A 23,205-nucleotide genomic window follows, 5' to 3' on the forward strand; every position below is an offset into this window, starting at 1 on the left:
CAGTTTTGGCGAGGCGGAAATGGCGGAACAGAAAGGGCGGCGACGCAGTCCAGTGGTGGTGATCACCGGTGCGACGGCTGGCGTGGGGCGCGCCGTCGCGCGCGCATATGCTGCCGATGGCGCACGCATCGGTCTGATCGCTCGAGGGATCGACGGATTGCAAGCGACGGCGCGCGAGGTGGAGGCGCTCGGCGGAACGCCGCTCATCCTTCAAACTGACGTGGCCGATCCCGATGCCGTGGAAGCTGCAGCCGCCCGCGCAGAAGCGGAACTTGGGCCGATCGACATTTGGATCAACTCGGCCTTTGCCGGCGTGCTGTCGCGCTTCATCGACATGTCGCTTGTTGATTACCGCCGCGTCACCGACGTCACCTATCACGGCCAGGTCCATGGCACGATGGCGGCCTTGAAGCGCATGCTGCCGCGAAACCGTGGCTCGATCGTGCTGGTCGGGTCCGCATTGGCTTATCGTGGCATTCCGCTGCAGGCCGCTTATTGCGGCGCCAAGCACGCGATCCAAGGGTTCCAGGATTCTCTTCGCTCGGAACTGTTCCACGCCGGCAGCAAGGTGCAGGTGACGATGGTTCAACTGCCGGGGGTCAACACGCCCCAGTTCGACTGGATCCGCAACACGCTTCCCAAAAAGGCGAAGCCCGCCAGTCCACCCTATCAGCCGGAGATTGCCGCCAGGGCGATCAAGTTTGCAGCCAAAACCAGGCGCAAGCAGGTCGTGGTTGGCTTTCCATCCATGCAAGCCATCCTGGGCGACATGGTAGCGTCGCCCTTGCTCGACCGTTACCTGGGCTGGGTCGGCGTTTCGGGCCAGCAGGATACCGAAGCCAAGTCACCGGACCATCGAAACAATCTGTACGAGCCGGTGCCGGGAGACCACGGCGCGCACGGCCGCTTCGACAACGAGGCGCGGCGCTCTAGCCCCATGCTGTGGATGACGATGAACCGCAACCTGCTGGCCGTGGCGGCACTGGGGCTCGCTGCCGGCGCGGCGCTTCTCAGCCGCCGCGATGATCGGAAAGGTCGACGTCCGCTGGCGCAAGAAGCGGCGCCTTTCCTGACCCGTCTCAAACCTCGGCCTGATCAGCGAAACGCAAAGGAAGCGCTTTGAGCAAATGGTGGCGACACGGCACGATTTATCAGATCTACCCTCGCTCCTTTCAGGACAGCGACGGGGATGGCATCGGCGACCTCCGAGGCATTCGTCGTCGCATCCCATATCTTGCCGAGTTGGGGGTCAATGCCATCTGGCTGTCGCCCATCTTCCAGTCTCCCATGGCAGATTTCGGCTATGACATTTCGGATTACCGGGCGATCGATCCGATCTTCGGCGACATCGCCGACTTCGATCGCCTGCTTGAGGAAGCACATGATGCCGGACTGAAGCTCCTGCTGGACTTCGTGCCGAACCACACCTCCGATCAACATGCCTGGTTCCTCGAAAGCCGATCTAGCCGCGAGAATCCCAAGCGCGACTGGTACATCTGGTGTGATCCGGCGCCGGATGGTGGTCCGCCCAACAACTGGATCAGCAATTTCGGCGGCCCCGCGTGGACCTTGGACGAGGCAACGGGCCAATACTACTACCACGCATTTTTGAAGCAGCAGCCCGACCTCAACTGGCGCAATCCCGAGCTTCGTCGCGCCATGCTCGACACGCTGCGCTTCTGGCTCGACAAGGGCGTTGACGGTTTTCGCGTCGATGTGATCTGGCACCTGATCAAGGATGACAAGTTCCGCGACAACCCGCCCAATCCATTCTACCGGCCGGGGCAGCCCGACATCGATCGCAACCTGCAGGTCCATTCTGCCGACCAGGAGGAGGTGCATGAGGTGATCGCCGAGATGCGGTCGGTGATCGACTCTTATCCCGAGCGGCTGCTGATCGGCGAGATATACCTGCCGGTGGAAAAGCTCATGACCTATTACGGCCGCAGCGGCGAGGGCGTGCACCTGCCGTTCAACTTTCAGCTGATCCAATCGCCCTGGCAGGCGGATGCGCTCGCCAAGCTCATCGACGACTATGAAGCGGCGCTGCCTGAAGGTGGCTGGCCGAACTGGGTGTTGAGCAATCATGACCAGCCGCGGATCGCGGCCCGCGTCGGAACGGCCCAGGCGCGGGTTGCCACCATGCTCTTGCTGACGCTGCGCGGAACGCCGACCTTGTATTACGGGGACGAACTTGCAATCGGCAAAGTCGAAATCCCGCCGGAGCGCATCCGCGATCCTTGGGCGGCAAACGAGCCCAGTGCTGCATTTCTGCGAGACTCATCGCGCACGCCCATGCAGTGGGACGGTTCCGAACATGCCGGCTTCAGCCAAAGCGAACCTTGGCTCCCCTTGTCCGGCGATTGGCAGCAACGAAACGTGGATGCCGCAGCCGCAGATCCCGACTCCATGCTCGCCTTCACACGCAAGCTGCTGCAACTCCGGCAGGAAGAGGACATCCTGCAGGAGGGAAGCTATTCGCTGCTTGTTTCACGCGGCTCCGTTCTGGCGTTTGAGCGAAAGCTTGAGGGCGAAATCATCGGAGTTGTCCTCAATCTTTCAGCCGAACCGACTGAGGTCGACTTGCCGCCCCAACTTGCGGCCGGAACGCTGCTGATTGCAGCTCAGGCCGCTGATGCTCCACAGGAGCTTGCCCGTACGGTGACGCTCGCGGGCGACCAGGGTCTCGTGATCCGCGCCGCCAAGGAGGAAATCCGTTCATGATCCGCGACCTCTGGTACAAGAACGCCATCATCTACTCGATGTCGCTGGACAGTTTTCTGGATTCCGACGGCGATGGAGTCGGCGACTTCCACGGCGCCATGAGGCGACTCGATTACCTGCAGGGATTGGGTGTCACCGCCGTCTGGCTCGCTCCCTTTCAACCATCGCCCAAGCGCGACCACGGCTACGACATCGCGGATTATTATGGCGTCGATCCCCGCTACGGCACACTGGGCGACTTCGTCGAGTTTACGCGCGCCTGTCATCAGCGCGGCATCCGCGTGATGATGGACCTTGTGGTAAACCATACATCCGACGAGCATCCGTGGTTTCAAACAGCCATTGCCGATCCGAAAAGTCCTTATCGCGACTTCTATATCTGGGCCGACGAGAAGCCGAAGGACGCGCACAAGGGGGTGATCTTTCCGGGTGTTCAGGAATCCACCTGGACCTTCAGCAAGAAAGCCAAATCCTGGTACTTTCACCGCTTCTTTCACTTCCAGCCTGACCTCAACATCGCGAACCCGGCTGTCCAGCAGGAGATCCTCAAGATCGTCGGCTTCTGGCTGGAACTCGGGGTGTCCGGCTTCCGCATCGACGCCGTGCCGTTCCTGATCGCGCGCGAAGGCATCAACGTCGAAGACCCGGAACCGGCCTATGGTTTCCTGCGGGAACTGCGCGCCTTCGCGCAATGGCGACGGGGCGATGCTGTTTTGCTGGCGGAAGCGAACATCCCGGTTCAGGAAGCGCAGCACTATTTCGGCGACTCCGGTGATCGCCTCCACATGATCTTCAACTTCCCGGTAAACCAGGCGCTGTTTTATGCGCTGGCGACAGCGGACAGCAGGCCCTTGCGCAAGGCGCTGGAAGCGTCGCATGTCAACTTGCAGACCGCGCAATGGGCGAACTTCCTGCGCAATCACGATGAACTCGACATTGGCGCCTTGCCGGACGACCAGAAGGCTGCCGTGTTTGAAGCCTTCGGTCCTGAGCCAGACATGCAACTCTACGGCCGCGGCATCCGCCGGAGACTTGCACCGATGCTCAGCGGCGACGGGCGGCGCCTGCGGCTGGCCGTCAGCCTGATGATGACGCTCCCCGGAACACCCGTGCTGCGCTATGGCGACGAGATCGGAATGGGCGATGATCTGAGCCAGCCCGAGCGGGATGCCGCGCGCACCCCCATGCAATGGTCCAACGAGAAAAATGCAGGTTTCAGTGCTGGCGACGAGCTTCAGCGACCGGTGATCGAGGGCGGGCCGTTTGGCTACTGCGATGTCAATGTCGCAAAGCAGCGGGCGGAGGAGGACTCGCTCCTCAACTGGACGGAGCGCACCATTCGCTTGCGCAAGGAAGTGCCGGAGGTCGGCTGGGGCGACTACGTGGTGTTTGAAACAGACCCTCAGATCGTGGCGATGCGCTATGACTGGCACGAAAGCGCTACGGTTTTCGTCCATAATCTGTCCGACACGCGCCGCGAGTTGATGCTCGACGTGCGGGCGAAGGACGAGCCGCAGAGAACCATGGTTTGTTTCCAAACCGATGTGGCCAGCGAGCCCGACGAGAAGGGCCTGCATCGCCTGGTGCTGGATCCTTACGGCTATTATTGGTTCCGTCTTGGCGGACTGGACACCCTCGCCACGCACCGGCCTAAAGGCGCCTAGGACAGGTCAAGCCAATTGCCGCCGTGCCGCTCGAGGGACTGCGACCCTCCTCTTTATACGTTGACGATCATCCAAGGAGCTTCTGCCCCTTTGCAGGTGACGCCTGCAACGATCGCGGCTGCGCAGATCTTCGAAAGGAACATCAAAGATGATGATGTTTCTAAATCAATATTGGCTATCACGTTCTCAGTGAGCTCATGATTGGATGAGCTACTTCAATAATGTAGATGCTCACGCACGCTCATGAAATGAAATAATTCGGGAACAAAAGCCGCCTGCAATTATTGGGGAGGGGAGGCGGTTGGCAAACGGTCACCGCATCAATCATCCAGATCAGATCACTTGAATGGAGGCTTATTCCATGAAAACGATGTATGTTGCAGCTTTGATGGCTACCACTGCTCTTGCGCCGGCTAGCGCGTTTGCGCAACAACAGCCCGCCACGGGGACACAGCCCGCTGCGGCAACTCAGACTAATGGCGCTGGCCAGCAGAACGCTGCTTACCGCCAGGTTCAGCAGCAGGTTCGGCAGGCCCGCGAAGCACTCGACGCCAACGATATGGACCGCGGCCGTCAAGTTCTTCAGCAGGCCCAGCGCAACGTCGAGCAGCAGACACAGAATCAGCAGAATCAAACGCTTGTGGTTTTCGTTGAGCCACTGCGAGCAGCCGTACTTGCCTTTGAACAGCAGGACGCCGAGGGTGCACGCCGAGCGCTTGATCGTATTGATCAGCAGGTGGCTCAGCGTCAGCAGACCGGCGGCGCCGATGTTGTTGTCGAGCAGAATGCCGCAGCCATTCAGGTTGAGGTGCCGGAGCCCGATGTCACCGTTCGCCAGGCCAATCCGCGCGTCAGCGTGAACCAGGCGCAGCCGGAAATCATGGTGCATCAGCCGGCGCCGATCGTGACTGTGGAAATCCCGCAGCCGCAGATCACCGTGCGCATGCCGCAGCCGCAGGTTGATGTCAGCCAGGCGCAGCCGGAAGTTCTGGTGGAGCAGGGCGAGCCGCAGGTTCGCGTCAGCGACAGCCAGCCGCAGGTTCGCACCCAGGCAAGCGATACCGAGGCTAATGTCCAGATTCAGCGCTCCGGCCAGCCGGTTGTGCAGATCCAGGAAAATGAACAGCAGGCACGCATCCAGTACACGGCCGAAGAAGCGCAGGTTCGCGTCAACCGTGCCGAAGGTGAGCCGGAAGTTCGTTTCGAGGAAGGGCAGCAGGCGGCAGCTCAGCGCGCTGAGGGACAACCTGCTCCTTCGAACGAGGAAACGGCAGCTGTTTCTCAGCGCCAGCCGCGAGAAGGTGCCAATGAAGCCGTCGGATCCGCTTCCTCACGGGACGTTGCCCTGACCGTCAACGACATCAAGAACTACGATATCGTGGGCGCCAACGGCAACAACCTCGGCGACATCGAGGACGTGGTCACCGTGAATAACCGCCTTTATGCAGTTGTGACGTCGGGCGGTTTCCTCGGACTTGGTCAGGACCGTGCAGCGGTTCCGTTGTCCTCGCTTTATGTGACGGATCAGGAAACCCTCTTGGCTCCGAACGTCACAGAGCGTCAGATCGACGGCATGGCCAACTTCCCGGTTGACCGCTACGAGGCGCTGCCGGATGAGCATCCGGTGACACTCGGCGCGCAGTAAGCGCCGAAGTGACAATCACGAAATAAAGGAACGGCCGGTCGTTGACCGGCCGTTCCTTTTTCGAGCTCTCAGATCGTCAGCCAGCGGCAAAGAACTCGTTGGTGAACCAGTCAGAGAAGGTGGGCTCTGCGGCCAGCGGCCGTCCATCCGCATCGAGCAGAATCCCGGCCGAAAACAAGAACGCACCCATGGCCTCGAACTTGGCGGAGTCGATTTCGCCAACCGTGCCGTCGGCGCGGGCAAGATAATCACCCTCCACCAAAGCCTTCAAGGACGCGCGGACCAGCGCTGGATCCGTGAACATGTCCTTGTTGGCATTCACGAGAATCGCGGCGGCTTCCTCCTGGTTGTCGACCGCGAAAGCATAGCCGCGCCGGGTTGCCTGAATGAAAGCCGAAGCTTGCTTCGGGTTCGCCTCGAGGTAATCCGGGCTCGATGCAAGAAAGGTCGTGTGCTGGTCTGGCACTCCGAAGTCGGCGTAGCGGAAGGCGCGCTGCGGCCGACCTTCAAGTTCCGCCTTGACCCCTTCCCAGGTGTAGACCTCCAAGGTGAAGTCGATCGCCCGGTTGGCAAGCGCCTCGTAGGCGGAGGTGCCGAGTGTCACGGTTTCGAAGTTGCCTTTCCCGCCATCGTTGCGGATCAGCGACGTAATCAGAGCCTTTTCCCAATTGCTGCCGAAGCCGCCATAGGTGAGGCCGTCAAGATCCTTTGGGCTCTGGATGTCAGAGCGGTCGGCATTGAAGACGAGGCGCCCCGTTTCGGTTTGCACCACTGCATAGACCGCCTTCAGGTCTGCACCGGCTGCTTTTTGCGTAAAAAATCCGAGTGCGCCCGTGACGCCGAAATCGGCGATGCCGTTGCTGATCAGGGCCCCTGCGCTGGTGTCGCCGTATGGCAGGATCTCTACATCAAGACCTGCTTCGGCATAGAAGCCCTTGTCTCGGGCAACGAACAGGCCGATGTGGTTGGTGTTTGGGGTCCAATCCAGCGCAACCTTCACCGGGCTGCCTTGTTGCGCTCTTACGGGGATCGTCCAGGATGCGGTCGCGGCCAAGCCGAGCATCAGCGCCGTGCGACGGTTCAGTGAGGTCATGAGCTTTGTTCTCCGGCAGGTTCGGGGGTCAAAAGGGTGGCGAGCACCATCGCCTCGATCCGGCTCGCTTCCTCCAGCCTCGATGAAGAAGCGTCGCGCGGGCGGGGCAACGGCACATGAAATTCGTGCAGAACACGCGCAGGGCGCGGCGACAGCACATAGATGCGGTCCGACAGGAACACGGCTTCCCGAACATCGTGGGTGACCAGAAGCGCCGTCCAGCGATGACGCTTCCACATGGTTTGGAGCCAGCGCTGCATGGCCGCGCGGGTGAGGGCATCCAGGGCGCCGAATGGCTCATCGAGCAGCAGCATGTCGCGATCCTGCACAATCGTGCGCAGAAGAGCGGCCCGCTGACGCATGCCGCCCGAAAGCTGGGCAGGGTAGTGACGTTCAAAGCCCTGGAGCCCGAATTCCGCGAAAAGCGGCGCGACCTTGGCTCGCGCTGCGCGGCGATCCATGCCCTGCACTTCGAGCCCTAGCGTCGTGTTGTCGAGGATGCGCCGCCAGGGCATCAGCGCATCCCGTTGCGGCATGAAAGCGAAGCGAGCCGTTCCATTGTGCAGGGGTGCGCGATCGAAGTGGATCGTGCCGCCATCGGGTCTGATGCCGCCGATCAGGAGTTGAAACAGCGTCGACTTGCCGGCCCCCGAAGGGCCGAGGATGGACACAAACTCTCCTTCGTGGACCTGGAGATCGACGCCGGCCAGGACTTCCGTTTCACCGAAGGCTTTCTGAACGCCTCGGAGTTGCAGGCGAGCCGCCGCGGTCATGGAGCCGGGTCCCGATCAAAGCGGATCCACGGCATGGCGGCTCGCTGGATCAGCACCGTCAAGCCGAAAAGGATCAGCGTCAGCCCAGCGCTGACACCCACGGCGGCAAGCACCAGATCGGGTCGGAAGTTGTTCTTGGCATTGAGAATATAGATGCCCAGGCCTCGGGCAGCGCCGGCATATTCCGCGAAGATCGCACCCACAACGGCATAGGTGATCGAGATGCGCAGGCCGGCAAAGAAGAACGGCAGGGCGGACGGCAGGCGTGCGAGCCGAAAGACGCCCCACCGGCTGGCTCCCATGGAGCGCAGAAGCAGAACAATCTCCTTTTCCGTCGCCGCGTAGCCCTGCACCAGCGCGACGAGCATTGGGAAAAAGGTGACCAGTGCCACCAACATGATCTTCGGAAACAGACCGAAGCCGAACCAAAGCACTACCAAGGGTGCAATGGCGACCAGCGGCAGGGTTTGGCTGATGATAAAAACTGGGAACAGGGCACGGCGCAGCAGCCCGGAGAAGTCCATCAGGACGGACAAGAGAAGGGCTGCCGTCAGTGAGCAGGCGAACCCCAACAGCGTCGCACGGACGGTCGGCACGGCATTGTCGAACAGCGCCTGCCGGTGAACCCACGCCTGTTGCGCAACCCGCAAGGGGGACGGCAGGGTCGTGACGCCGATGCCGGAAAGATCGGCGTAAAGGTGCCAGGCAAGCACCACGACGCCCACCGCAACGACAGCCGGGCCGACCTTGGCTGGAAAGGATAGATTTTCGGACATGAGAGGGCACTCAGCGCGGAACGCGCTGCTTCAGATGGCTGTCGGGCTGTTTGCCGAAACCGTGAGATCAAGCGCGAGATGACCTTCGGGTGATCCGAAGCGGAGGAATGCTTCGCCCAATGTCGCAAAAACCGGCCCCGCATCACCGCGCAGGGTCGTGCAGAAGTTCTTGGATTTGCCGAACACGCCCGAGCGCTTCAGGAAGTCGATGCAGCCGTAGATCTCATCCATGTGGTGGCCGGCGCCGAGCGGATACAAAGACAGCTGGGCTGCCACATTCTGGTTCAGCACCGGGGCGCCCTGCGCTGCAGCCAAAGCGGCATCGATGCGCGTGGCAAGCGGTGCACCGTGCTCGCGACCTTCGATCGGTGTGCAGATTGGATCGTCCGGTTCGCCGGGACAGCCCCGCGACACGGTCGCATGGAGCACGCAATGGATGTTATTGCGCGATGCAGCGACATGCAGGTCGCGCATGGCCGGGAACAGCTCTTCCGGCGGGCCGACAAGGAGCGTGGACAAGTCGTCGGTCTCGATCCGAAACCGGCTTCGATAGGGATCCAGCGCCGACAAGCTGCCGAGAATGATGCGGACGAAATCGTCCGCCATCGGATACAAGGAAATTTGTGCGCCAGAAAACATCGTCCGCCTCGCTCCGCTGGTATTATCCAGATCAGCTTGAGGGTTCCGCAGCTTGTCGCTGCGCTCTCAGCCCCGACGTTACGGAGCACCCCTGTGGTGGGCGAAGTTACATCACGTTGCGCGCGGGAGCGCAAGAGCTGCTTGCAGACTTAAGGGAGCGCATCGCAGGGGGCGATTGTAACCGGATCGGCGGATTGCTTCCCGATCTCGCGGCACGCGGTTTTGTCCTGGCTGCAAATCTTCCAGCCGCCTCCTGTTGCTCCGGAAGCAGCCAGAACGAGGCTCCGCTGCGGGGGAAGGTCAGGCGTCCAGCGCCACCAGCCGTTCATCAGAGTGGCGTCCGATGCCGGCTCCATTCCGGCGCCGGACCCTTGAACTCGCGCTTCGGTGATCGCAAGCCTGTTCGCTTGGAGATACCAGTCCTCTTCCCAGCGAACGCGCTCCACGGAATGGGTCCAGGACAGCGTGAAGGCGGTGAAGGCGAACGCGGTGACCTTGCTCCCTGCCGCCAGACACAGGCTCACGCCGCCGCTCGCGATGGTTGTCGCGAGCGCCAGCCATGCCAAACAAGGAAGGCGATCGACAGAGCGAAGCCGACTTCATCGGTTATCGGTAGCGCAAGCACCAGGCTTGCACCTGCCAAAAAGGCCCAGATCCGTTCCCACCATGACAGGCGGGCGAAGAACCAGCCGACAAAGGCCCCGCCCCAAAGCGCAATGGCGAGCACCGCTTTCAGGAGCACATAGGCCACTTCAACGGGGTAGCCCCAGGCTTCGGCGATCGCCCCGCCGTCCTGCAGCATCAGAGCGGGCGTATAAACCGCCATGAACGGCACCACGAAGCCCGCGATCGCAAGCTTCACCGCTTGCAGCGAGATCTTCAGACCAGATTCCTTCGCGATCGGTGCTGCCGCGAAGCAGGCAAGCGCGACCGGCGGTGTCAGATCGGCGAGAATACCGAAGTAGAACACGAACATGTGGCTGACGAGCAGCGGCACATCGAGCGCCAGAAGGGCGGGACCGGCCAAGGAGGACGTGATGATGTAGTTGGGGATCGTCGGAATGCCCATGCCCAGCACCAAACAGGTAATCATGGTGAGCACGAGCGACAAAAACAGGTTGTTCTCACCAATGGCGATCACGGCGCCGATGAAGGTGGAAGCGATGCCGGTCAGCGTCAGGGTGCCGATCACGATGCCGACGATCGCGCAGGCAATCCCGACCGGCAGGGCGTTCTTGGCGCCTTCGGCGAGGGCATCGCGGCACAGCCAAACGGTTTCGCGGCCGCCTTTCACGAAAAAGCAGCCGATCACGAGGAGCACGATGACGGCGAGGAGGAGATTGACGCCAAAGCGGAGGAAGCTCGCGGCGGCAAGCCCGATCACCAGCCAGAACACGAGGCGGAAGGCAAACGGCCCGATGCGCGCGGCAAGCGGCGCACCAAGGATCAGCACCGTCACCAGCGCCAGTCCCATCGTGCCGGCAAAGATCGGCGTATAGCCAGCAAACAGGAGCCAAACCAGCGCGGCCAGTGGCAGGATCAGCGGCCAGTGTTCGCGGACCGCTTTCCAAGGGTTCGGCAGTTCGGCTTTGCTCAGCCCGCTGAGTCCGGATCGGCAGGATTGCAGGTAAACCGTCCAGAAGCAGACGCCGAAGTAAAGAATGGCGGGGATGATGGCGGCTTGAACAACGGCGGCGTAGGGCACGTTCAGCGTTTCAGCCATGATGAAGGCGACAGCACCCATGACCGGCGGCATCAGCTGCCCGCCCATGGATGCCGTGGCCTCAACACCGCCCGCGAAAGCAGGGGAAAAGCCGAAGCGCTTCATCAAGGGAATGGTGAACTGGCCGGACGCCACGACGTTGGCAACGCCCGAGCCCGAGATCGTGCCCATCAGGGCCGACGACAACACGCTGACCTGCGCCGGGCCGCCGCGCGCTCCACCCACCATGCCAAGTGCGAAATCATTGAACAGCGCGATCATGCCGCCGCGCTCGAGAAAGGCTGCAAACACCACGAAGATGAAGATGTAGGCTGCCGAAACATAGATCGGCGTGCCGTAGATGCCTTCCGTGCCGAAGGCGAAATGCTCGATGATCAGCTCCGGATCATAACCTCGGTGGATGAACGGCGCGGGCAGAAACTGGCCGAAGAAGCAGTAGGCCAGAAAGATGCCTGAAATTACCGCAAGCGGCAGGCCCATCAGGCGACGCGCGGCTTCAAAAACAAGAACCAGCAGCAGGACGCCCATGAACAGATCGGCATGGGTCAAGAAGCCGGAACGCCTGATCAGGTCGACATAGAAGTACCAGTTGTAAAGGCCGGTGCTCATTCCGAGAACGCCGAGACACCAGAACCAGGCCTTTCCGGCCGTTGTTCTGGCGCGCAGCGTCGCCAACAGGCCAAACCCGAGCAGCAGCAGGAACCCCACATGCATGGCGCGCACAACCTGCGAGGGCAGGGTTCCGTAGGCGGCCGTCCACAGCTGGAAGAGGGAGAAAACGACCGCGATGGAAAAGGCGATGCGCCCACCCCAGCCAACCCCGAAGCCTGGTGGCAGCCCTTCGCCGTGGTCTTCAACAGGCGAGTGTGCTGCATCGCGGCCGGAAACAGGAGCGTTGGGCCGCTGCAGTTCGGCATCCATCGGGGTGGTCATGGGCGGTCCGTTTGGTGGAAGGAGTTGACCTGCGAAAAAGCGATGCATGCGCCGCATCGTTCAGACACGGCTCCTACAGCGGTCGAAAGCTCGCGAAAAAAAGCGCCGGGATGGACCCGGCGCTTGTCGGCTTACTTCAGCACACCGACTTCCCGGTAGTAACGCTCGGCTCCCGGATGCAGCGGCAGCGGCATGCCTTCCAGCGCCTTTGCCGGATCGATCATCTTAGCCGCCGCGTGCGCAGCCACCAGCGTCGGCAGGTTCTCGTAAAGCTGCTTCGTCATCTGGTAGGCGACGTCATCGGAAACGCCGGTGTGGCTGACCAGGATGTTGCCCACGGCCGCACCCGGCACATCTTCCGTTTGCCCCTCATACGTGCCGGCAGGAATGGTCACCGCGACATAAGGCGCGCCGATCTTTTCCACGATCTCGCTTGGAACCGACACGACGCTGATTGGAACGGATGTGGCAAGGTCGCGGATGGATGCAACGCCCAGACCTGCAGACTGCAAGGTGGCGTCGATCTGGCGATTCTTCATCAACTCCACGGATTCAGCGAAAGGCAGGTATTCGGTCTTGCTGAGATCGTCGTAGCTCATGCCGGCTGCTTCCAGGATCGCGCGGGCGTTGAGCTCGGTTCCGGACGCCGGTGCGCCAACCGACAGGCTTTTGCCTTTCAGATCGTTTAGAGTGGTAATGCCGGAATCCTTGCTCGCCACGATCTGGATGTAGTTCGGGTAAATGGCGGCAATGCCGCGCAGCTTGTCGAGCGGCGCCGGAAAGCCAGCTTCCTTGTTGCCTTCCACCGCAAGCTTCACCGAGTCTGCCAGGGCAAAGCCGATTTCGCCGCGACCCTGCTGAAGAAGGTTGAGGTTTTCCACCGAGGCCTTGGTGGCCTGGACCTGCGTGCGGGCGCCTTCGATGGTGCGGCCGTAGATTTCCGACATGGCGACGCCGAGCGGGTAATACACGCCCGACGTGCCGCCGGTCAGAACGTTGATGAATTCCTGGGCCTGTGCCGCGACAGGCGCAGCGCTGAGTGAAACGGCCATCGCTATGGATGCGAGACCAGCCTTGAGCTTGTGCATTCTTTCCTCCGGTTTCTTTGATCGAGCCACTGTAGCGGCTCGCCTCGTCTTGCCAACCCCGGCCTTTAGCAGCATGCCGAAGATGTCAACCGAAAGCGCGCCGAAATCCTCCACTGCGTTGCCTTGGAAGCCAATCAACCAGCCTTTCGGGCTGTCCGTCGATAGCTGACGATCAGGTCATTGAACTTGCCGCCCTGGATCGCGATGTGCGCGCGCATCTCATTGGCGGCGGCTTCCGCATCTCCCCGCGTCAGGGCCTCCACGACGCGTCCATGTTCCGCAAGGGAATGCGCCATGCGGCCCCGGTTGTTCAGTTGCAGCCTGCGATAAGGCTTCAAACGTCGGTGCAGGCGGGTCGCTTCGGCTCCAAGGAAGCTGTTGCCCGAGGCCTCATAAATGAGCCCGTGGAAACGCTCATTGGCATGGTAGTAGCGATTGACGTCGTCGCTTGCCACCGCCTGGCGGCATTCCACCACGGTTTCCTCGAGATCGGCAAGGAAAGCTGGCGTCACGCGGCGGCTTGCCAACCTGCAGCAGAACGCTTCCAGTTCCGCCATCACCTCGAACATTTCGAAGACTTCTTCGAGTGCAGGGAAGCGGACAAATGCGCCGCGGCGGGGTTCGAGCACCAGCAGGCCTGACGCGGCCAAGGCTTGAAAGGCCTCCCGCAAGGGGGTGCGCGAAACGTCGAAGCGCTGTGACAGCTTTACTTCATCCAGGCGCTCGCCTTGGGAAAAGGCGCCTTCCACGATCATTTCTTCAAGTTTCTCGCGAACAAGGTCAGAGCGGCTGGTCAATGCATTTTCCGCGTGCACAGCAAAGATCCTATCTTGCATACAAGATGGTTGACACGAAATGCAAGACACGGTTGGATCGTTCGACGGTGCGGTTGGGAGGCTGTGCTGCTGTTGAACCGGAGCCGCTGCTCCGCTGCGTTTTCTGGGAGGAAATCGAATGATCAAGCACCTTCTTGCCACGGCTGCATTTTCCATCGCGGCTTTCGGCGCCCATTCTGCGGAACTGCGTTTGTCGCACCAGTTCGCGCCCAACGACATTCGTCACAAGGTGGCGCAGATGGTGGCTGATGATGTGGAAGCAGCCAATGTCGACCTGTCGATCCGCATCTTCCCGTCGTCGTCGCTGTTCAAGGCCACTGAGCAGTACCAGCCCTTGTCGCGCGGCCAGCTCGACATGACCGTGCTGCCCCTGTCTTACGCGGGCGGGCAGCGGCCGGAATACAACCTAACCCTGATGCCAGGACTTGTGAAAGATCACGATCACGCAGCGCGGATGAACGAAAGCCCGTTCATGCAGGCGCTCGAAGACATCATGGCCGAAGACGACGTCATGGTTCTGGTACATGGCTATCTGGCTGGCGGTTTCGCTTCCAAAGAGAAGTGCATCACCAAACCCGAGGACGTGAAGGGCATGACCGTTCGCGCTGCTGGCAAGGCCTTCGAGCAGATGCTGGAAGGGGCGGGCGCTTCGATCTCCTCGATGCCGTCGTCGGAAGCGTATAGCGGCATGCAGCAGGGCATTCTGGACGCGATGAACACGTCCTCGTCTTCCTTTGTGTCGTTCCGCTTGTATGAGCAGGTGAAGTGCTACACGCCGGCGGGCGATGTCGCGCTCTGGTTCATGTACCAGCCGTTGCTGATCAACAAATCGACCTTTGAAGGCCTGACACCCGAGCAGCAGCAGGCTTTGCGGGATGCATCCGAAAAGGCGCAGGCCTTTTATCTCGAGGAAGCCAAGAAGGAAGACGCCGCATCCATTGAGCCGTTCGAAAAGGCGGGCGTCGAGATCGCCCGCATGACGCCGGAAAATTTCGAAGCCTGGCGCAAGCTCGCTGAAGAAACCTCCTACAAGGCGTTTGTGGAGGAGGTGCCGGAAGGCCAGAAGCTGCTCGACATGGCCTTCGAGGTGAAGTGATCCCGTGCAGGAGCGCTGCCGCAGCAGCGCTCCTGCAAGCGGTAACTTTGGGTGCAACGGGGTCTCCCCGTTCCCCCTCCCTTTCCGAGCGCCGCCTTTCGTTTCCGGAGAAGCATTGCATGGCTCATTCCGTTGTGAGTGCCAGCCCCTCTCTTGCGCGTCGTGACCAGCCCTTCGTGCTTCGCGCCATTGGGCAGATCTCCACTCTGTGCGGGTGGTTCGCGGCTGCGCTGATCGTGGTGTCCATCTTCATCACCTGCCACATGATCTTTGTGCGCTTCGTGTTGCGCCAGTCCACGATCTGGCAAACGGAAGTCGTGATCTACATGATGATCGCCACCACCACGATCGGGCTCGCGTATGTGCAGAAGCTGCGCGGCCATGTGAATGTCGATCTTGTGCCGGCCATGCTGCCATACGGAGTGAGGCGGGCCCTTGCTTACCTCGTGCTGCTCCTCACCATGGCCGTCGTTGCCACCATCGCCTGGTATGCCGCCCATACCTGGTACGAGACCTTCGACCGCAACTGGAAATCTAGTACGGTGTGGGGCGTGCGCCTCTGGATCCCCTGGCTCGCCGTGCCGGTCGGCTTCGTTCTTTATCTCCTTCAGCTCGCGGCCGATTTCTTCGCGCTGTACCTGCGCATTGACGAGCCGTTTGGAAAAGGGCGCGATTGATGGATCCTCTGACACTCGGACTTCTGGTTGCCCTGGTAACCGTGGTGGTTCTGTTTTCCGGCACTTCCGTGGCGGTCGGACTGCTGATCGTTTCGGCCTTTTTTCTTCTTGTGTTTGACGGCACGCGCTCGCTTCAGATGCTGCCAGAAGTGTACTTCGCCGATCTCAACAGCTTTGCGATTCTGTCGATCCCCATGTTTATCATCATGGGCGCGTCCATCGCTTCCACCCGGGCGGGCGGCGACCTGTTTGAAGCCATCGAGCGCTGGATGACGCGCGTGCCCGGCGGCCTCGTGGTGTCCAATCTGGGCGCCTGCGCGTTGTTTTCAGCGATGTCCGGCTCGAGCCCGGCGACCTGCGCAGCGATCGGCAAGATGGGCATTCCCGAGATGCGCCGGCGCGGTTATTCCGACGAAGTGGCGGCCGGCTCGATTGCCGCCGGTGGCACGCTTGGCATCCTGATCCCGCCATCCGTGACGATGATCGTCTACGGCATCGCCACCGAAACGTCGATTGGTCGACTGTTCCTGGCCGGTATCCTGCCGGGTGTCCTGCTCGTCGGATTGTTCATGGCCTGGACAATCTTCAGCACGTGGCGCAGCGGCGCTATAAACCTTCTGTCACCGCGCACCTATTCTTTGCGGGAGCGCCTGGAAGTTCTGCCGCGCGTGGTACCCTTCCTTGTTGTGATCGCGGGTGTTCTTTACGCCATGTATGGGGGCATCGCGACGCCCTCAGAGACCGCAGCCGTGGGCGCGCTTTTGTGCCTGTTGATGGCAATCATCATCTACCGCATGTGGCAGCCCACCGCGCTTTGGGCGGTCTTGCGCGACTCCACGCGCGAGTCGGTCATGATCCTTTTCATCATGGCTGCGGCCGGCGTGTTCGCCTACATGATGTCGAGCCTGTTCATAACGCAGTCCATTGCGGAATGGATTTCGCAGTTGGACGTGAACCGCTGGGTTCTGATGGGCGTCATCAACGTCTTTCTGCTGGTGGCGGGCTTCTTTCTGCCGCCTGTGGCCGTGATCCTGATGACAGCGCCGATCCTGCTGCCCATCCTGACAGCAGCGCAGTTCGACCCCTACTGGTTCGCGGTGATCCTGACCATCAATCTCGAAATCGGCCTGATCACGCCGCCGGTGGGCTTGAACCTTTACGTCATCAACTCCATCGCGCCCGAGATTTCCCTGAAAACGATCCTCAAGGGATCGATGCCCTATGTGCTTTGCATGGTCGCGGCCATCGTGATCCTGTGCTTTGTCCCTCAGATCGCAACATGGCTGCCCGACGTCGTCATGGGGCCTGCGATATGAGTGCAAGTCCCGCAACAAAGGCCGGAGGCATGAAAACGACCAGCTTCTTCGCCGATTTCCTTACAACCCTGCTTGAACGCAGGCCTTGGGCCGAGGCATCCGCGGCTGGCAAGCCGCCCCGCGAGATGTGCGACGCGCTTATGTCCAACCATGGCGAGATCTCGGGAATTCGGCTCGCTGGTGCCATCCTGGCACGCTTCGAGACAATGAACGAGGCCGAGCGCATCGCCTTTTTCGAGTACCTGACCGAACAGCTCGACGTCGATGCCGACGCGGTGGAAAAGGCAGCGAGGGCGTATCGCGACGAGCCTGACGGGTCCCGTTTGGAAGCGCTCCACAGTGTCGCAGAGCCGCGCCGCCAAGAACTGCTGCGCCGATTGAACCAGGCGCCGGGCGCCACGGGCCGCCTCGTGCGCATGCGGCTCGATCTGCTTCAACTGACCAAAACACATCCCCAGTTTGCGCGAACGGATCTCGACTTCGTTCACCTCTTCAAGTCGTGGTTCAACCGCGGCTTTCTGCTTTTGCGCCACATCGACTGGCACACGCCGGCCAACATTCTCGAAAAGATCATCGAGTATGAAGCGGTGCACGCCATCAACAACTGGGAGGAATTGCGTCGCCGTCTGCTGCCGCCCGATCGTCGCTGCTTCGCCTTTTTTCACCCCGCGATGCCGGATGATCCGCTGATCTTCGTGGAAGTCGCGCTGGTGAATTCCGTTCCGGGCTCCATCCAGGGTCTGCTCGCCGAAACGCGTGTTCACGTCGAACCACAAGCGGCCGATACTGCCGTGTTCTATTCGATCTCCAACTGCCAGGAAGGCCTGCGTGGTATTTCTTTCGGCAATTCGTTGATCAAGCAGGTTGTGGAGGAACTCAGCCTTGAACTTCCCTCTCTGCGCAATTTCGTGACTCTTTCGCCCATTCCCGGGCTGGCGCGCTGGATCGAGGCGTGCGCCGAGGACGGGGACGAGCGCGCCGGACGCGTCTTCCGTGCGTCACGCGAAGAGCCTGGCGCTTTGGAGGAGCTGCGCGCTGAAACGCGGCAGCTCGCGGCACTTTACCTTTCCGAAGCAAAGCGCACGGACGGCCTGCCGTTGGACGCGGTAGCGCGCTTTCATCTCGGCAATGGCGCGTTGATCCACGACGTGCATGCACTTGCGGACAATTCGCCGAACGGTTTGCGCCAATCCTGCGGCGCGATGGTCAATTACCTTTATGACCTGCGAACAGTGGAACAGAACCACGAAGACTTTGTCACCGGCCGCGTGGTGGCGAGTTCGCGCGAGATTAAAGCACTGGCGCGAGCCGCATCGGCGGCAAAGGGAAGAAAAGCGAATGCCTAACCTGCTCTATGACGCCCTGTTTTCGCCGCTGGCGGAGCGCGACACGCCCTTCCTCCATCTCGCGCAAGGCCAGACCATCAGTGGCCGAACTTTCCACGACCTTGTGCTCCATTTCGCGGCGGCTCTCCAGGCAATCGGTCTCGCGCCAGGTGACCGTCTGGCGATGCAGGCTGCGAAGTCACCGGAAGCGCTTGCCCTTTACGGCGCAGCGGTCGCGGCGGGCGTCGTGTTTCTGCCGTTGAACACAGCCTATACTGCCGATGAAGTGGCGTATTTCGTGGAAAACTCCGGCGCAAGGCTGCTGCTGGGCGACAGCGCCAATGCCGCCACGCTTCAGCCAGTGGCGCAGCGCACAGGGGCGCGTTTCCATACGCTGGATGCCGATGGCAGCGGCTCCTTCTCATCGTTTGCTCAAGAAGCAAAGCACAGGTTCACGCCGGTTGATCTTGGCGAAGATGACCTTGCGGCTTTCCTTTACACGTCCGGCACCACCGGGCGCTCCAAAGGCGCCATGTTGACCCAGGGCAACCTCCTTTCGAACGCCGAGGTGCTTGTAAGGGAATGGCGGTTCACCGCGGACGATGTGTTGCTCCACGCCCTGCCGATCTTCCACACGCACGGGTTGTTCGTGGCGTCGAACGTCGTTTTGCTGAGCGGCGGCTCGATGAACTTCCTGCCGAGCTTTACGATCGAGAGCGTCCTGTCCGCCTTGCCACAGGCCACCAGCATGATGGGGGTGCCGACCTTCTACACTCGGCTTTTGGACGAGCCCCGTTTCGATCGGGCACTCGTTCAACATATGCGGCTTTTCACCTCCGGTTCGGCGCCGTTGCTTGCCGAAACCCACACGGCTTTCGAGAAACGCACGGGACACAAGATCCTCGAGCGCTACGGAATGACCGAAACCAACATGAACACGTCCAATCCCTATGAGGGCGACCGTCGACCCGGAACAGTTGGCTTGCCCTTGCCGGGTGTGGAACTCAAGATCACCGACCCGGCCACCGGCGAAGCTTTGCCTCAGGGGGAAGCCGGCATGATCGAGGTGCGCGGCCCAAACGTCTTCAAGGGCTATTGGCAGATGCCGGAGAAAACGAGGGAGGAACTGCGCGACGACGGGTTCTTCATCACGGGTGATATCGGCCAGATCGACGCGGACGGCTATGTCAGCATCGTCGGCCGCCAAAAAGACCTCATCATCACCGGCGGCTACAATGTGTATCCCAAGGAAATCGAACTCATCATCGATGAACAACCAGGCGTGCTGGAATCAGCCGTGATCGGCTTGCCGCATCCCGACTTCGGCGAAGCTGTGGCTTGCGTCGTCGTGCCGGAAAAAGGCGCCGCGCTCGACCCTGATGCGCTGGGTGCTTCCATCAGAACTCGGATGGCGCGCTTCAAGCAGCCAAAGGCGATCTTTGTTGTGGATGCGCTGCCGCGCAACACGATGGGCAAGGTCCAAAAGAACGTTCTGCGCGAAACCTACAAGGCACAGTTTGCGACCGGATGAGAGATGCTTCGGGCGTCGATAACGGAGGTGCCAAACGCCCGGCCGTTCTTTTTGCCTGACACTGCTGCTCGACCGTCCTAGCTAGTGTGGATGTTTCTCTTGTTCGCAGGAGGGTACACCAAGCAGGTTGAGCGGATACGATGACAGTGGAAAATCAAGAAAGCAGTGAGCCGGACCGACGGTCTTCAACAGAGCCAACCGTTTCGGCGCTGCTTGAAGCGCGTCAGCGGGGCCAAAAGTCTGAGCGCGTACCCCACGCTCCCTGGCGTCAGCGCCTTCGCGACCTTTACATTGGCACCGACAGGCGCGCGATCCGCTTTCAATGGGCGGTGGCGAGCATCGACCTCGTGATCATCGTGTTCTTCATCCTGAGCCCCGTACTTCAGGATCTTGAAGCCTTTCTTTGGCTCGACTACACGGTGGCGCTGCTCCTGACACTCGATCTTGCGGCGCGTGCCTTCGCTGCCAATGACTTCAAACGCTGGCTGCGACGGCCCGTGGTTTTGGTGGACCTTGTTGTCCTGGCCACACTTCTTGCACCGCTTTGGCTCGTTAACCTCGGCTTCCTGCGGGTCCTTCGCCTTTGGTCGCTGTCGCAAAACGACATCTTCTGGCGATCCTTGCGCCGGCGCGGGTACCGTGAGTGGGAGGATGTCGGCCGGGCCGGGATCAACCTGATCACCTGCTTGTTCGTGATCACCGGCTTCATCTACACCTTCTTCGCTAGGCCCGGCTCCGGCATCGAAGGCTGGGTGGACGCGCTCTACTACACTGTGGCAACGATCACCACGACAGGGTTTGGCGACATCACGCTGCCTGGAACGGCCGGCAAGCTGACCTCGATCGTCGCGATGATCGTGGGCATTTCGCTGTTCGTGCGGCTCGCGCAGGCCCTATTCCGGCCCTACAAGGTGTCGTTTCGCTGCCCGCAATGCGCCTTGCTGCGCCACGAGCCAGACGCCGTTCATTGCAAGGCTTGCGGCCACCTCCTGGCAATTCCGAATTCAGGCACGGGCTGATCGCACGGCGATCGCCCTGCAGCCCAGGCTTCAGGATTCCGGATGGTCCACGGTTGGCCGATCTGAAACATCGCTCCCTTGCGCAACCTGGCGCCTTGGCTTCGGGAGGATGTCGCCCGCGTTCGGGTCCGCCATGTGGTAGGTGACCTGCGGGAAGGGGATTTCGATGCCGTGACGATCGAAGGCATCCTTGATGAGCTCGTTGTATTTGCGGCCGAGCGCCCATTGCGCCCCCGGCGCGGTCTTGATGCGTGCCCGCACGGTGATGGCAGAGTCGCCGAACAGTGTGATGCCGTGCATCTCCAGCGGTTCCAGCACCGAGTCCTTGAAGTCCGTTTCCATCAGGTGATCGAAGGCTTCATGCATGGCCGTGCGGACGTTGTTGATGTCGCTGTCATAGGCAACGCCAATCTCGGCCATGTGGAAGGAGAACCCCTTCATTGAGTTCGACACCATGTCGACGGAGGAGAACGGAATGAGATGCAGCGTTCCATCGAGCGAGCGGATCGACACAGAGCGGATCGTCAGCTTCTCGACCACGCCGGACTTCCCGCCGGCTTCCACCACGTCGCCCTCGTTCATGATGTTCTCCAACTGGATGAAGATGCCGGTGATGATGTCCTGCACAAACTTCTGGGCGCCGAAGCCGATGGCGAGACCCAGAACACCCGCGCCGGCAAGCAGCGGTGCGATGTTGATGCCGACCTGAGCCAAAGCAAGCATGACCACGAACACCGCAAGAGCGATGGTCGAGGCGTTGCGGAACAACGAAAGCAGGGTCTTTTCGCGCGCTGTCGGCACGGTGCCGAAGTTGGGGTTCAGCCGATACTCGACCCATGAGGAAAGGGCGAGGTAGATGACAAAGCCGACCAACAGGATGATCAGGGCCGAAAGCACCGACCCAGTGACGCGCTGACCTGTTTCGCTGGCCGCCCAGCCCAGGAAGTCGATCAATCCCCAAGCCTGTGCAATGGCGATCACGATGCCGATCAGGACGACCGTCCTGACGACTTGCATCACACGAGGCACAAAGGCGTGCAGCCTTGCTTCAAGCAGGGGCAGCCGTGCTTTCACGTCGTCGGGAAGGCGAACGCCGACATGGATGAAGCGGGAGATGAACGAGATGATCAGCACGCCAACGAGAACGGACAGAATGGACTGCACCGTGGCGCCAAGCATAAAGGGCAGCGCTTCTTCCGGGTTGGCGAGCCAAACCACGAAGATCGCGACAAGGTAAGCAATGGCCAGGATGTGCCAATAGGCGCCGATCAGTGCCAACGTTCGGGAAAGCGCATCATGCCGGCCGTTCTCGGCACGCCACTTCAGCGCGCGGCGCACCGCCGTCTTGTTTTGCAGGATGATCAGCACGCCGATCACCAGCGCCGTCAGCATCGCCAAGACGCGCAACGCCTGGGCCGCCGCCAGGCTTACGCCATCCGCCACGATTGGCGCGAAGAACATGAACGAATACCCGATCAGGCCCACCAGGCGCGACGCCCAGAAGTACCAGTAGGCGGCGGTGGTGTCGCTCATCGCGGCGAAGCGCAAGGAAGCATTGCTTGGCTGCAGAACCAGCCGAAGGAGCACTTTGGTAGCCTCGACCACGAGGAACGCATTCAAGAGCAGCGTCTGATTGATGCCCATGCTGCCAGTCGGGCCGCCGAGAAAATAAAGCGACACGGCATAGCCCATCGCCCAAGCTGCGAGGACGGCGCCAGCATCGATGATGAGGGCAATCACCGCTGCCACGATCCGCGGCAACCATCTTCGCCCGGATGCGCGAGCGCCGAGCGCCCGTTCGATACGCGTCGCAACGGCGCGGAGGAGAAAGAAGCCGACAAGCAGCACAAGGGCAAGAACCACAACATTGGTCATTGCCCTTAAAAACTGGGCATAGTCCTGGCTTGTAGAGCGCGCTACGACCTCGCCGATCTCTGCGGTCAGGTCGACAGCAGCCGCAACCGTGTCGGACGCGCTTTCAGCGATGTTGCGGGTGTATTCCGCGATCTGCCTGGCGATCGTTGGCTCGAAGCTCTCCTCCGCCGCTTCTGCGGCAGAGGGCGGTTCGGCGCTTCGAAGCCGCTCGATCAGCTGGTTGCGCGTTGTTTCGTTTTCCAGGAGCCGGATCAGGTCCTCAACCCCGGCTTCCGCTTGCATGGGCTCTGCTGGTGGCTGCGGCATCTGTGCCCAGATCGGGCTCGTCATGAACAGGAAAACAAGCAATGTGCGGAAGATCAGAGACATGAAAGCGGCAATCTGCTTCTCGATTCGGCACGGATGAGGCTGCGGTGCCTTCCTACGTCAAACGGCTGGGGATCAAAACCCGGGGCGTTCGCCCGATGAAGAT

At 61.1% G+C, this 23,205-nt stretch carries 20 protein-coding genes and 1 riboswitch; of the genes, 10 read left to right on the forward strand and 10 right to left on the reverse strand.

The features are described from left to right. Positions 1 to 19 precede the first annotated feature (19 nt). From J5Y06_RS06245 to J5Y06_RS06255, 3 genes are read left to right on the forward strand one after another with little or no spacing between them, the layout of a single operon-like run. Positions 20 to 1,123, forward strand: coding sequence for an SDR family oxidoreductase (locus tag J5Y06_RS06245; protein ID WP_209334156.1), 1,104 nt, complete (start codon positions 20 to 22; stop codon positions 1,121 to 1,123). Then, positions 1,120 to 2,724, forward strand: a complete 1,605-nt coding sequence (locus J5Y06_RS06250) for an alpha-amylase family glycosyl hydrolase (protein WP_209334157.1) — start codon at positions 1,120 to 1,122, stop codon at positions 2,722 to 2,724. The genes J5Y06_RS06245 and J5Y06_RS06250 overlap by 4 nt, the downstream gene beginning before the upstream one ends. After that, positions 2,721 to 4,388, forward strand: coding sequence for an alpha-amylase family protein (locus J5Y06_RS06255; protein ID WP_209334158.1), 1,668 nt, complete (start codon positions 2,721 to 2,723; stop codon positions 4,386 to 4,388). The genes J5Y06_RS06250 and J5Y06_RS06255 overlap by 4 nt, the downstream gene beginning before the upstream one ends. A 241-nt stretch (positions 4,389 to 4,629) precedes the next feature. Here the strand turns inward: J5Y06_RS06255 and J5Y06_RS06260 are convergent, their stop codons facing one another. After that, positions 4,630 to 5,277 (reverse strand): hypothetical protein, encoded by a 648-nt coding sequence (locus J5Y06_RS06260; RefSeq protein ID WP_209334159.1) that lies wholly within the window; start codon positions 5,275 to 5,277, stop codon positions 4,630 to 4,632. Here J5Y06_RS06260 and J5Y06_RS06265 point away from each other — a divergent pair. After that, a complete protein-coding gene (locus J5Y06_RS06265; protein WP_209334160.1) occupies positions 5,269 to 6,033 on the forward strand; it encodes a PRC-barrel domain-containing protein in 765 nt (254 codons plus the stop codon). The genes J5Y06_RS06260 and J5Y06_RS06265 overlap by 9 nt on opposite strands. A 76-nt stretch (positions 6,034 to 6,109) precedes the next feature. On the opposite strand, the gene J5Y06_RS06270 is transcribed toward J5Y06_RS06265, so the two are convergent. The 8 genes from J5Y06_RS06270 to J5Y06_RS06305 form a co-directional block, all read right to left on the reverse strand. Continuing rightward, entirely contained in the window at positions 6,110 to 7,126 is a 1,017-nt protein-coding gene (locus tag J5Y06_RS06270) for an ABC transporter substrate-binding protein (RefSeq protein ID WP_209334161.1), read from the reverse strand. After that, a complete protein-coding gene (locus J5Y06_RS06275) occupies positions 7,123 to 7,899 on the reverse strand; it encodes an ABC transporter ATP-binding protein (RefSeq protein WP_209334162.1) in 777 nt (258 codons plus the stop codon). The genes J5Y06_RS06270 and J5Y06_RS06275 overlap by 4 nt, the downstream gene beginning before the upstream one ends. Then, a complete protein-coding gene (locus J5Y06_RS06280) occupies positions 7,896 to 8,675 on the reverse strand; it encodes an ABC transporter permease (protein ID WP_209334163.1) in 780 nt (259 codons plus the stop codon). The genes J5Y06_RS06275 and J5Y06_RS06280 overlap by 4 nt, the downstream gene beginning before the upstream one ends. 30 nt (positions 8,676 to 8,705) lie before the next feature. After that, positions 8,706 to 9,314: a YkoF family thiamine/hydroxymethylpyrimidine-binding protein gene (locus J5Y06_RS06285; protein WP_209334164.1), complete on the reverse strand. Its 609-nt coding sequence runs from the start codon at positions 9,312 to 9,314 to the stop codon at positions 8,706 to 8,708. After that, positions 9,305 to 9,417: riboswitch (TPP riboswitch) on the reverse strand. (Overlaps the previous gene by 10 nt.) 46 nt (positions 9,418 to 9,463) lie before the next feature. Next, entirely contained in the window at positions 9,464 to 9,838 is a 375-nt protein-coding gene (locus J5Y06_RS06290; protein ID WP_209334165.1) for a DUF1850 domain-containing protein, read from the reverse strand. Continuing rightward, positions 9,835 to 11,958, reverse strand: coding sequence for a TRAP transporter permease (locus J5Y06_RS06295; RefSeq protein ID WP_209334421.1), 2,124 nt, complete (start codon positions 11,956 to 11,958; stop codon positions 9,835 to 9,837). The genes J5Y06_RS06290 and J5Y06_RS06295 overlap by 4 nt, the downstream gene beginning before the upstream one ends. Positions 11,959 to 12,101: 143 nt before the next feature. After that, the gene (locus tag J5Y06_RS06300; protein WP_209334166.1) at positions 12,102 to 13,058 is read right to left on the reverse strand and encodes a TAXI family TRAP transporter solute-binding subunit; all 957 of its coding nucleotides are present in this window, start codon (positions 13,056 to 13,058) and stop codon (positions 12,102 to 12,104) included. A 134-nt stretch (positions 13,059 to 13,192) separates the two neighbouring features. Then, positions 13,193 to 13,855 carry a GntR family transcriptional regulator gene (locus J5Y06_RS06305; RefSeq protein WP_280818997.1) on the reverse strand — a complete coding sequence of 221 codons (663 nt, stop codon included), beginning with the start codon at positions 13,853 to 13,855 and terminating at the stop codon, positions 13,193 to 13,195. A 157-nt stretch (positions 13,856 to 14,012) separates the two neighbouring features. Between J5Y06_RS06305 and dctP the strand changes: the two genes are divergently transcribed. The 6 genes from dctP to J5Y06_RS06335 all read left to right on the forward strand — a co-directional run bounded on the left by dctP (position 14,013) and on the right by J5Y06_RS06335 (position 20,858). Then, a complete protein-coding gene (dctP, locus tag J5Y06_RS06310; RefSeq protein WP_209334168.1) occupies positions 14,013 to 14,990 on the forward strand; it encodes a TRAP transporter substrate-binding protein DctP in 978 nt (325 codons plus the stop codon). A gap of 119 nt (positions 14,991 to 15,109) precedes the next feature. Further along, entirely contained in the window at positions 15,110 to 15,667 is a 558-nt protein-coding gene (locus J5Y06_RS06315) for a TRAP transporter small permease subunit (RefSeq protein ID WP_209334169.1), read from the forward strand. Next, complete coding sequence (locus tag J5Y06_RS06320; RefSeq protein WP_209334170.1) at positions 15,667 to 16,983, forward strand: TRAP transporter large permease; 1,317 nt, start codon at positions 15,667 to 15,669, stop codon at positions 16,981 to 16,983. Before J5Y06_RS06315 ends, J5Y06_RS06320 begins: the two co-directional genes overlap by 1 nt. A gap of 29 nt (positions 16,984 to 17,012) precedes the next feature. Then, on the forward strand, positions 17,013 to 18,329 hold the full coding sequence (locus J5Y06_RS06325) for a malonyl-CoA decarboxylase domain-containing protein (RefSeq protein WP_209334171.1): 1,317 nt from the start codon (positions 17,013 to 17,015) through the stop codon (positions 18,327 to 18,329). Beyond that, positions 18,322 to 19,839, forward strand: a complete 1,518-nt coding sequence (locus tag J5Y06_RS06330) for a malonate--CoA ligase (RefSeq protein ID WP_209334172.1) — start codon at positions 18,322 to 18,324, stop codon at positions 19,837 to 19,839. Before J5Y06_RS06325 ends, J5Y06_RS06330 begins: the two co-directional genes overlap by 8 nt. Before the next feature lie 140 nt (positions 19,840 to 19,979). Next, entirely contained in the window at positions 19,980 to 20,858 is an 879-nt protein-coding gene (locus J5Y06_RS06335; RefSeq protein WP_209334173.1) for a potassium channel family protein, read from the forward strand. Positions 20,859 to 20,888: 30 nt separating this feature from the next. Here J5Y06_RS06335 and J5Y06_RS06340 read toward each other — a convergent pair whose 3' ends face one another. After that, positions 20,889 to 23,102, reverse strand: a complete 2,214-nt coding sequence (locus J5Y06_RS06340) for a mechanosensitive ion channel domain-containing protein (protein ID WP_209334174.1) — start codon at positions 23,100 to 23,102, stop codon at positions 20,889 to 20,891. Between the last annotated feature and the right edge of the window lie 103 nt (positions 23,103 to 23,205).

This window comes from Tianweitania sediminis (assembly GCF_017813335.1).
GTDB lineage: Bacteria > Pseudomonadota > Alphaproteobacteria > Rhizobiales > Rhizobiaceae > Tianweitania > Tianweitania sediminis.

Excerpts from the sequence above, each read along its gene's own strand:
- J5Y06_RS06245 (WP_209334156.1), top strand. The coding sequence starts at position 20 with ATGGCGGAACAGAAAGGGCGGCGACGCAGTCCAGTGGTGGTGATCACC.
- J5Y06_RS06300 (WP_209334166.1), bottom strand. The coding sequence starts at position 13,058 with ATGCACAAGCTCAAGGCTGGTCTCGCATCCATAGCGATGGCCGTTTCA.
- J5Y06_RS06295 (WP_209334421.1), bottom strand. The coding sequence starts at position 11,958 with ATGGATGCCGAACTGCAGCGGCCCAACGCTCCTGTTTCCGGCCGCGAT.
- dctP (WP_209334168.1), top strand. The coding sequence starts at position 14,013 with ATGATCAAGCACCTTCTTGCCACGGCTGCATTTTCCATCGCGGCTTTC.
- J5Y06_RS06275 (WP_209334162.1), bottom strand. The coding sequence starts at position 7,899 with ATGACCGCGGCGGCTCGCCTGCAACTCCGAGGCGTTCAGAAAGCCTTC.
- J5Y06_RS06325 (WP_209334171.1), top strand. The coding sequence starts at position 17,013 with ATGAAAACGACCAGCTTCTTCGCCGATTTCCTTACAACCCTGCTTGAA.
- J5Y06_RS06315 (WP_209334169.1), top strand. The coding sequence starts at position 15,110 with ATGGCTCATTCCGTTGTGAGTGCCAGCCCCTCTCTTGCGCGTCGTGAC.
- J5Y06_RS06270 (WP_209334161.1), bottom strand. The coding sequence starts at position 7,126 with ATGACCTCACTGAACCGTCGCACGGCGCTGATGCTCGGCTTGGCCGCG.
- J5Y06_RS06320 (WP_209334170.1), top strand. The coding sequence starts at position 15,667 with ATGGATCCTCTGACACTCGGACTTCTGGTTGCCCTGGTAACCGTGGTG.
- J5Y06_RS06330 (WP_209334172.1), top strand. The coding sequence starts at position 18,322 with ATGCCTAACCTGCTCTATGACGCCCTGTTTTCGCCGCTGGCGGAGCGC.
- J5Y06_RS06335 (WP_209334173.1), top strand. The coding sequence starts at position 19,980 with ATGACAGTGGAAAATCAAGAAAGCAGTGAGCCGGACCGACGGTCTTCA.
- J5Y06_RS06265 (WP_209334160.1), top strand. The coding sequence starts at position 5,269 with ATGGTGCATCAGCCGGCGCCGATCGTGACTGTGGAAATCCCGCAGCCG.
- J5Y06_RS06340 (WP_209334174.1), bottom strand. The coding sequence starts at position 23,102 with ATGTCTCTGATCTTCCGCACATTGCTTGTTTTCCTGTTCATGACGAGC.
- J5Y06_RS06285 (WP_209334164.1), bottom strand. The coding sequence starts at position 9,314 with ATGTTTTCTGGCGCACAAATTTCCTTGTATCCGATGGCGGACGATTTC.
- J5Y06_RS06255 (WP_209334158.1), top strand. The coding sequence starts at position 2,721 with ATGATCCGCGACCTCTGGTACAAGAACGCCATCATCTACTCGATGTCG.
- J5Y06_RS06260 (WP_209334159.1), bottom strand. The coding sequence starts at position 5,277 with ATGCACCATGATTTCCGGCTGCGCCTGGTTCACGCTGACGCGCGGATT.
- J5Y06_RS06280 (WP_209334163.1), bottom strand. The coding sequence starts at position 8,675 with ATGTCCGAAAATCTATCCTTTCCAGCCAAGGTCGGCCCGGCTGTCGTT.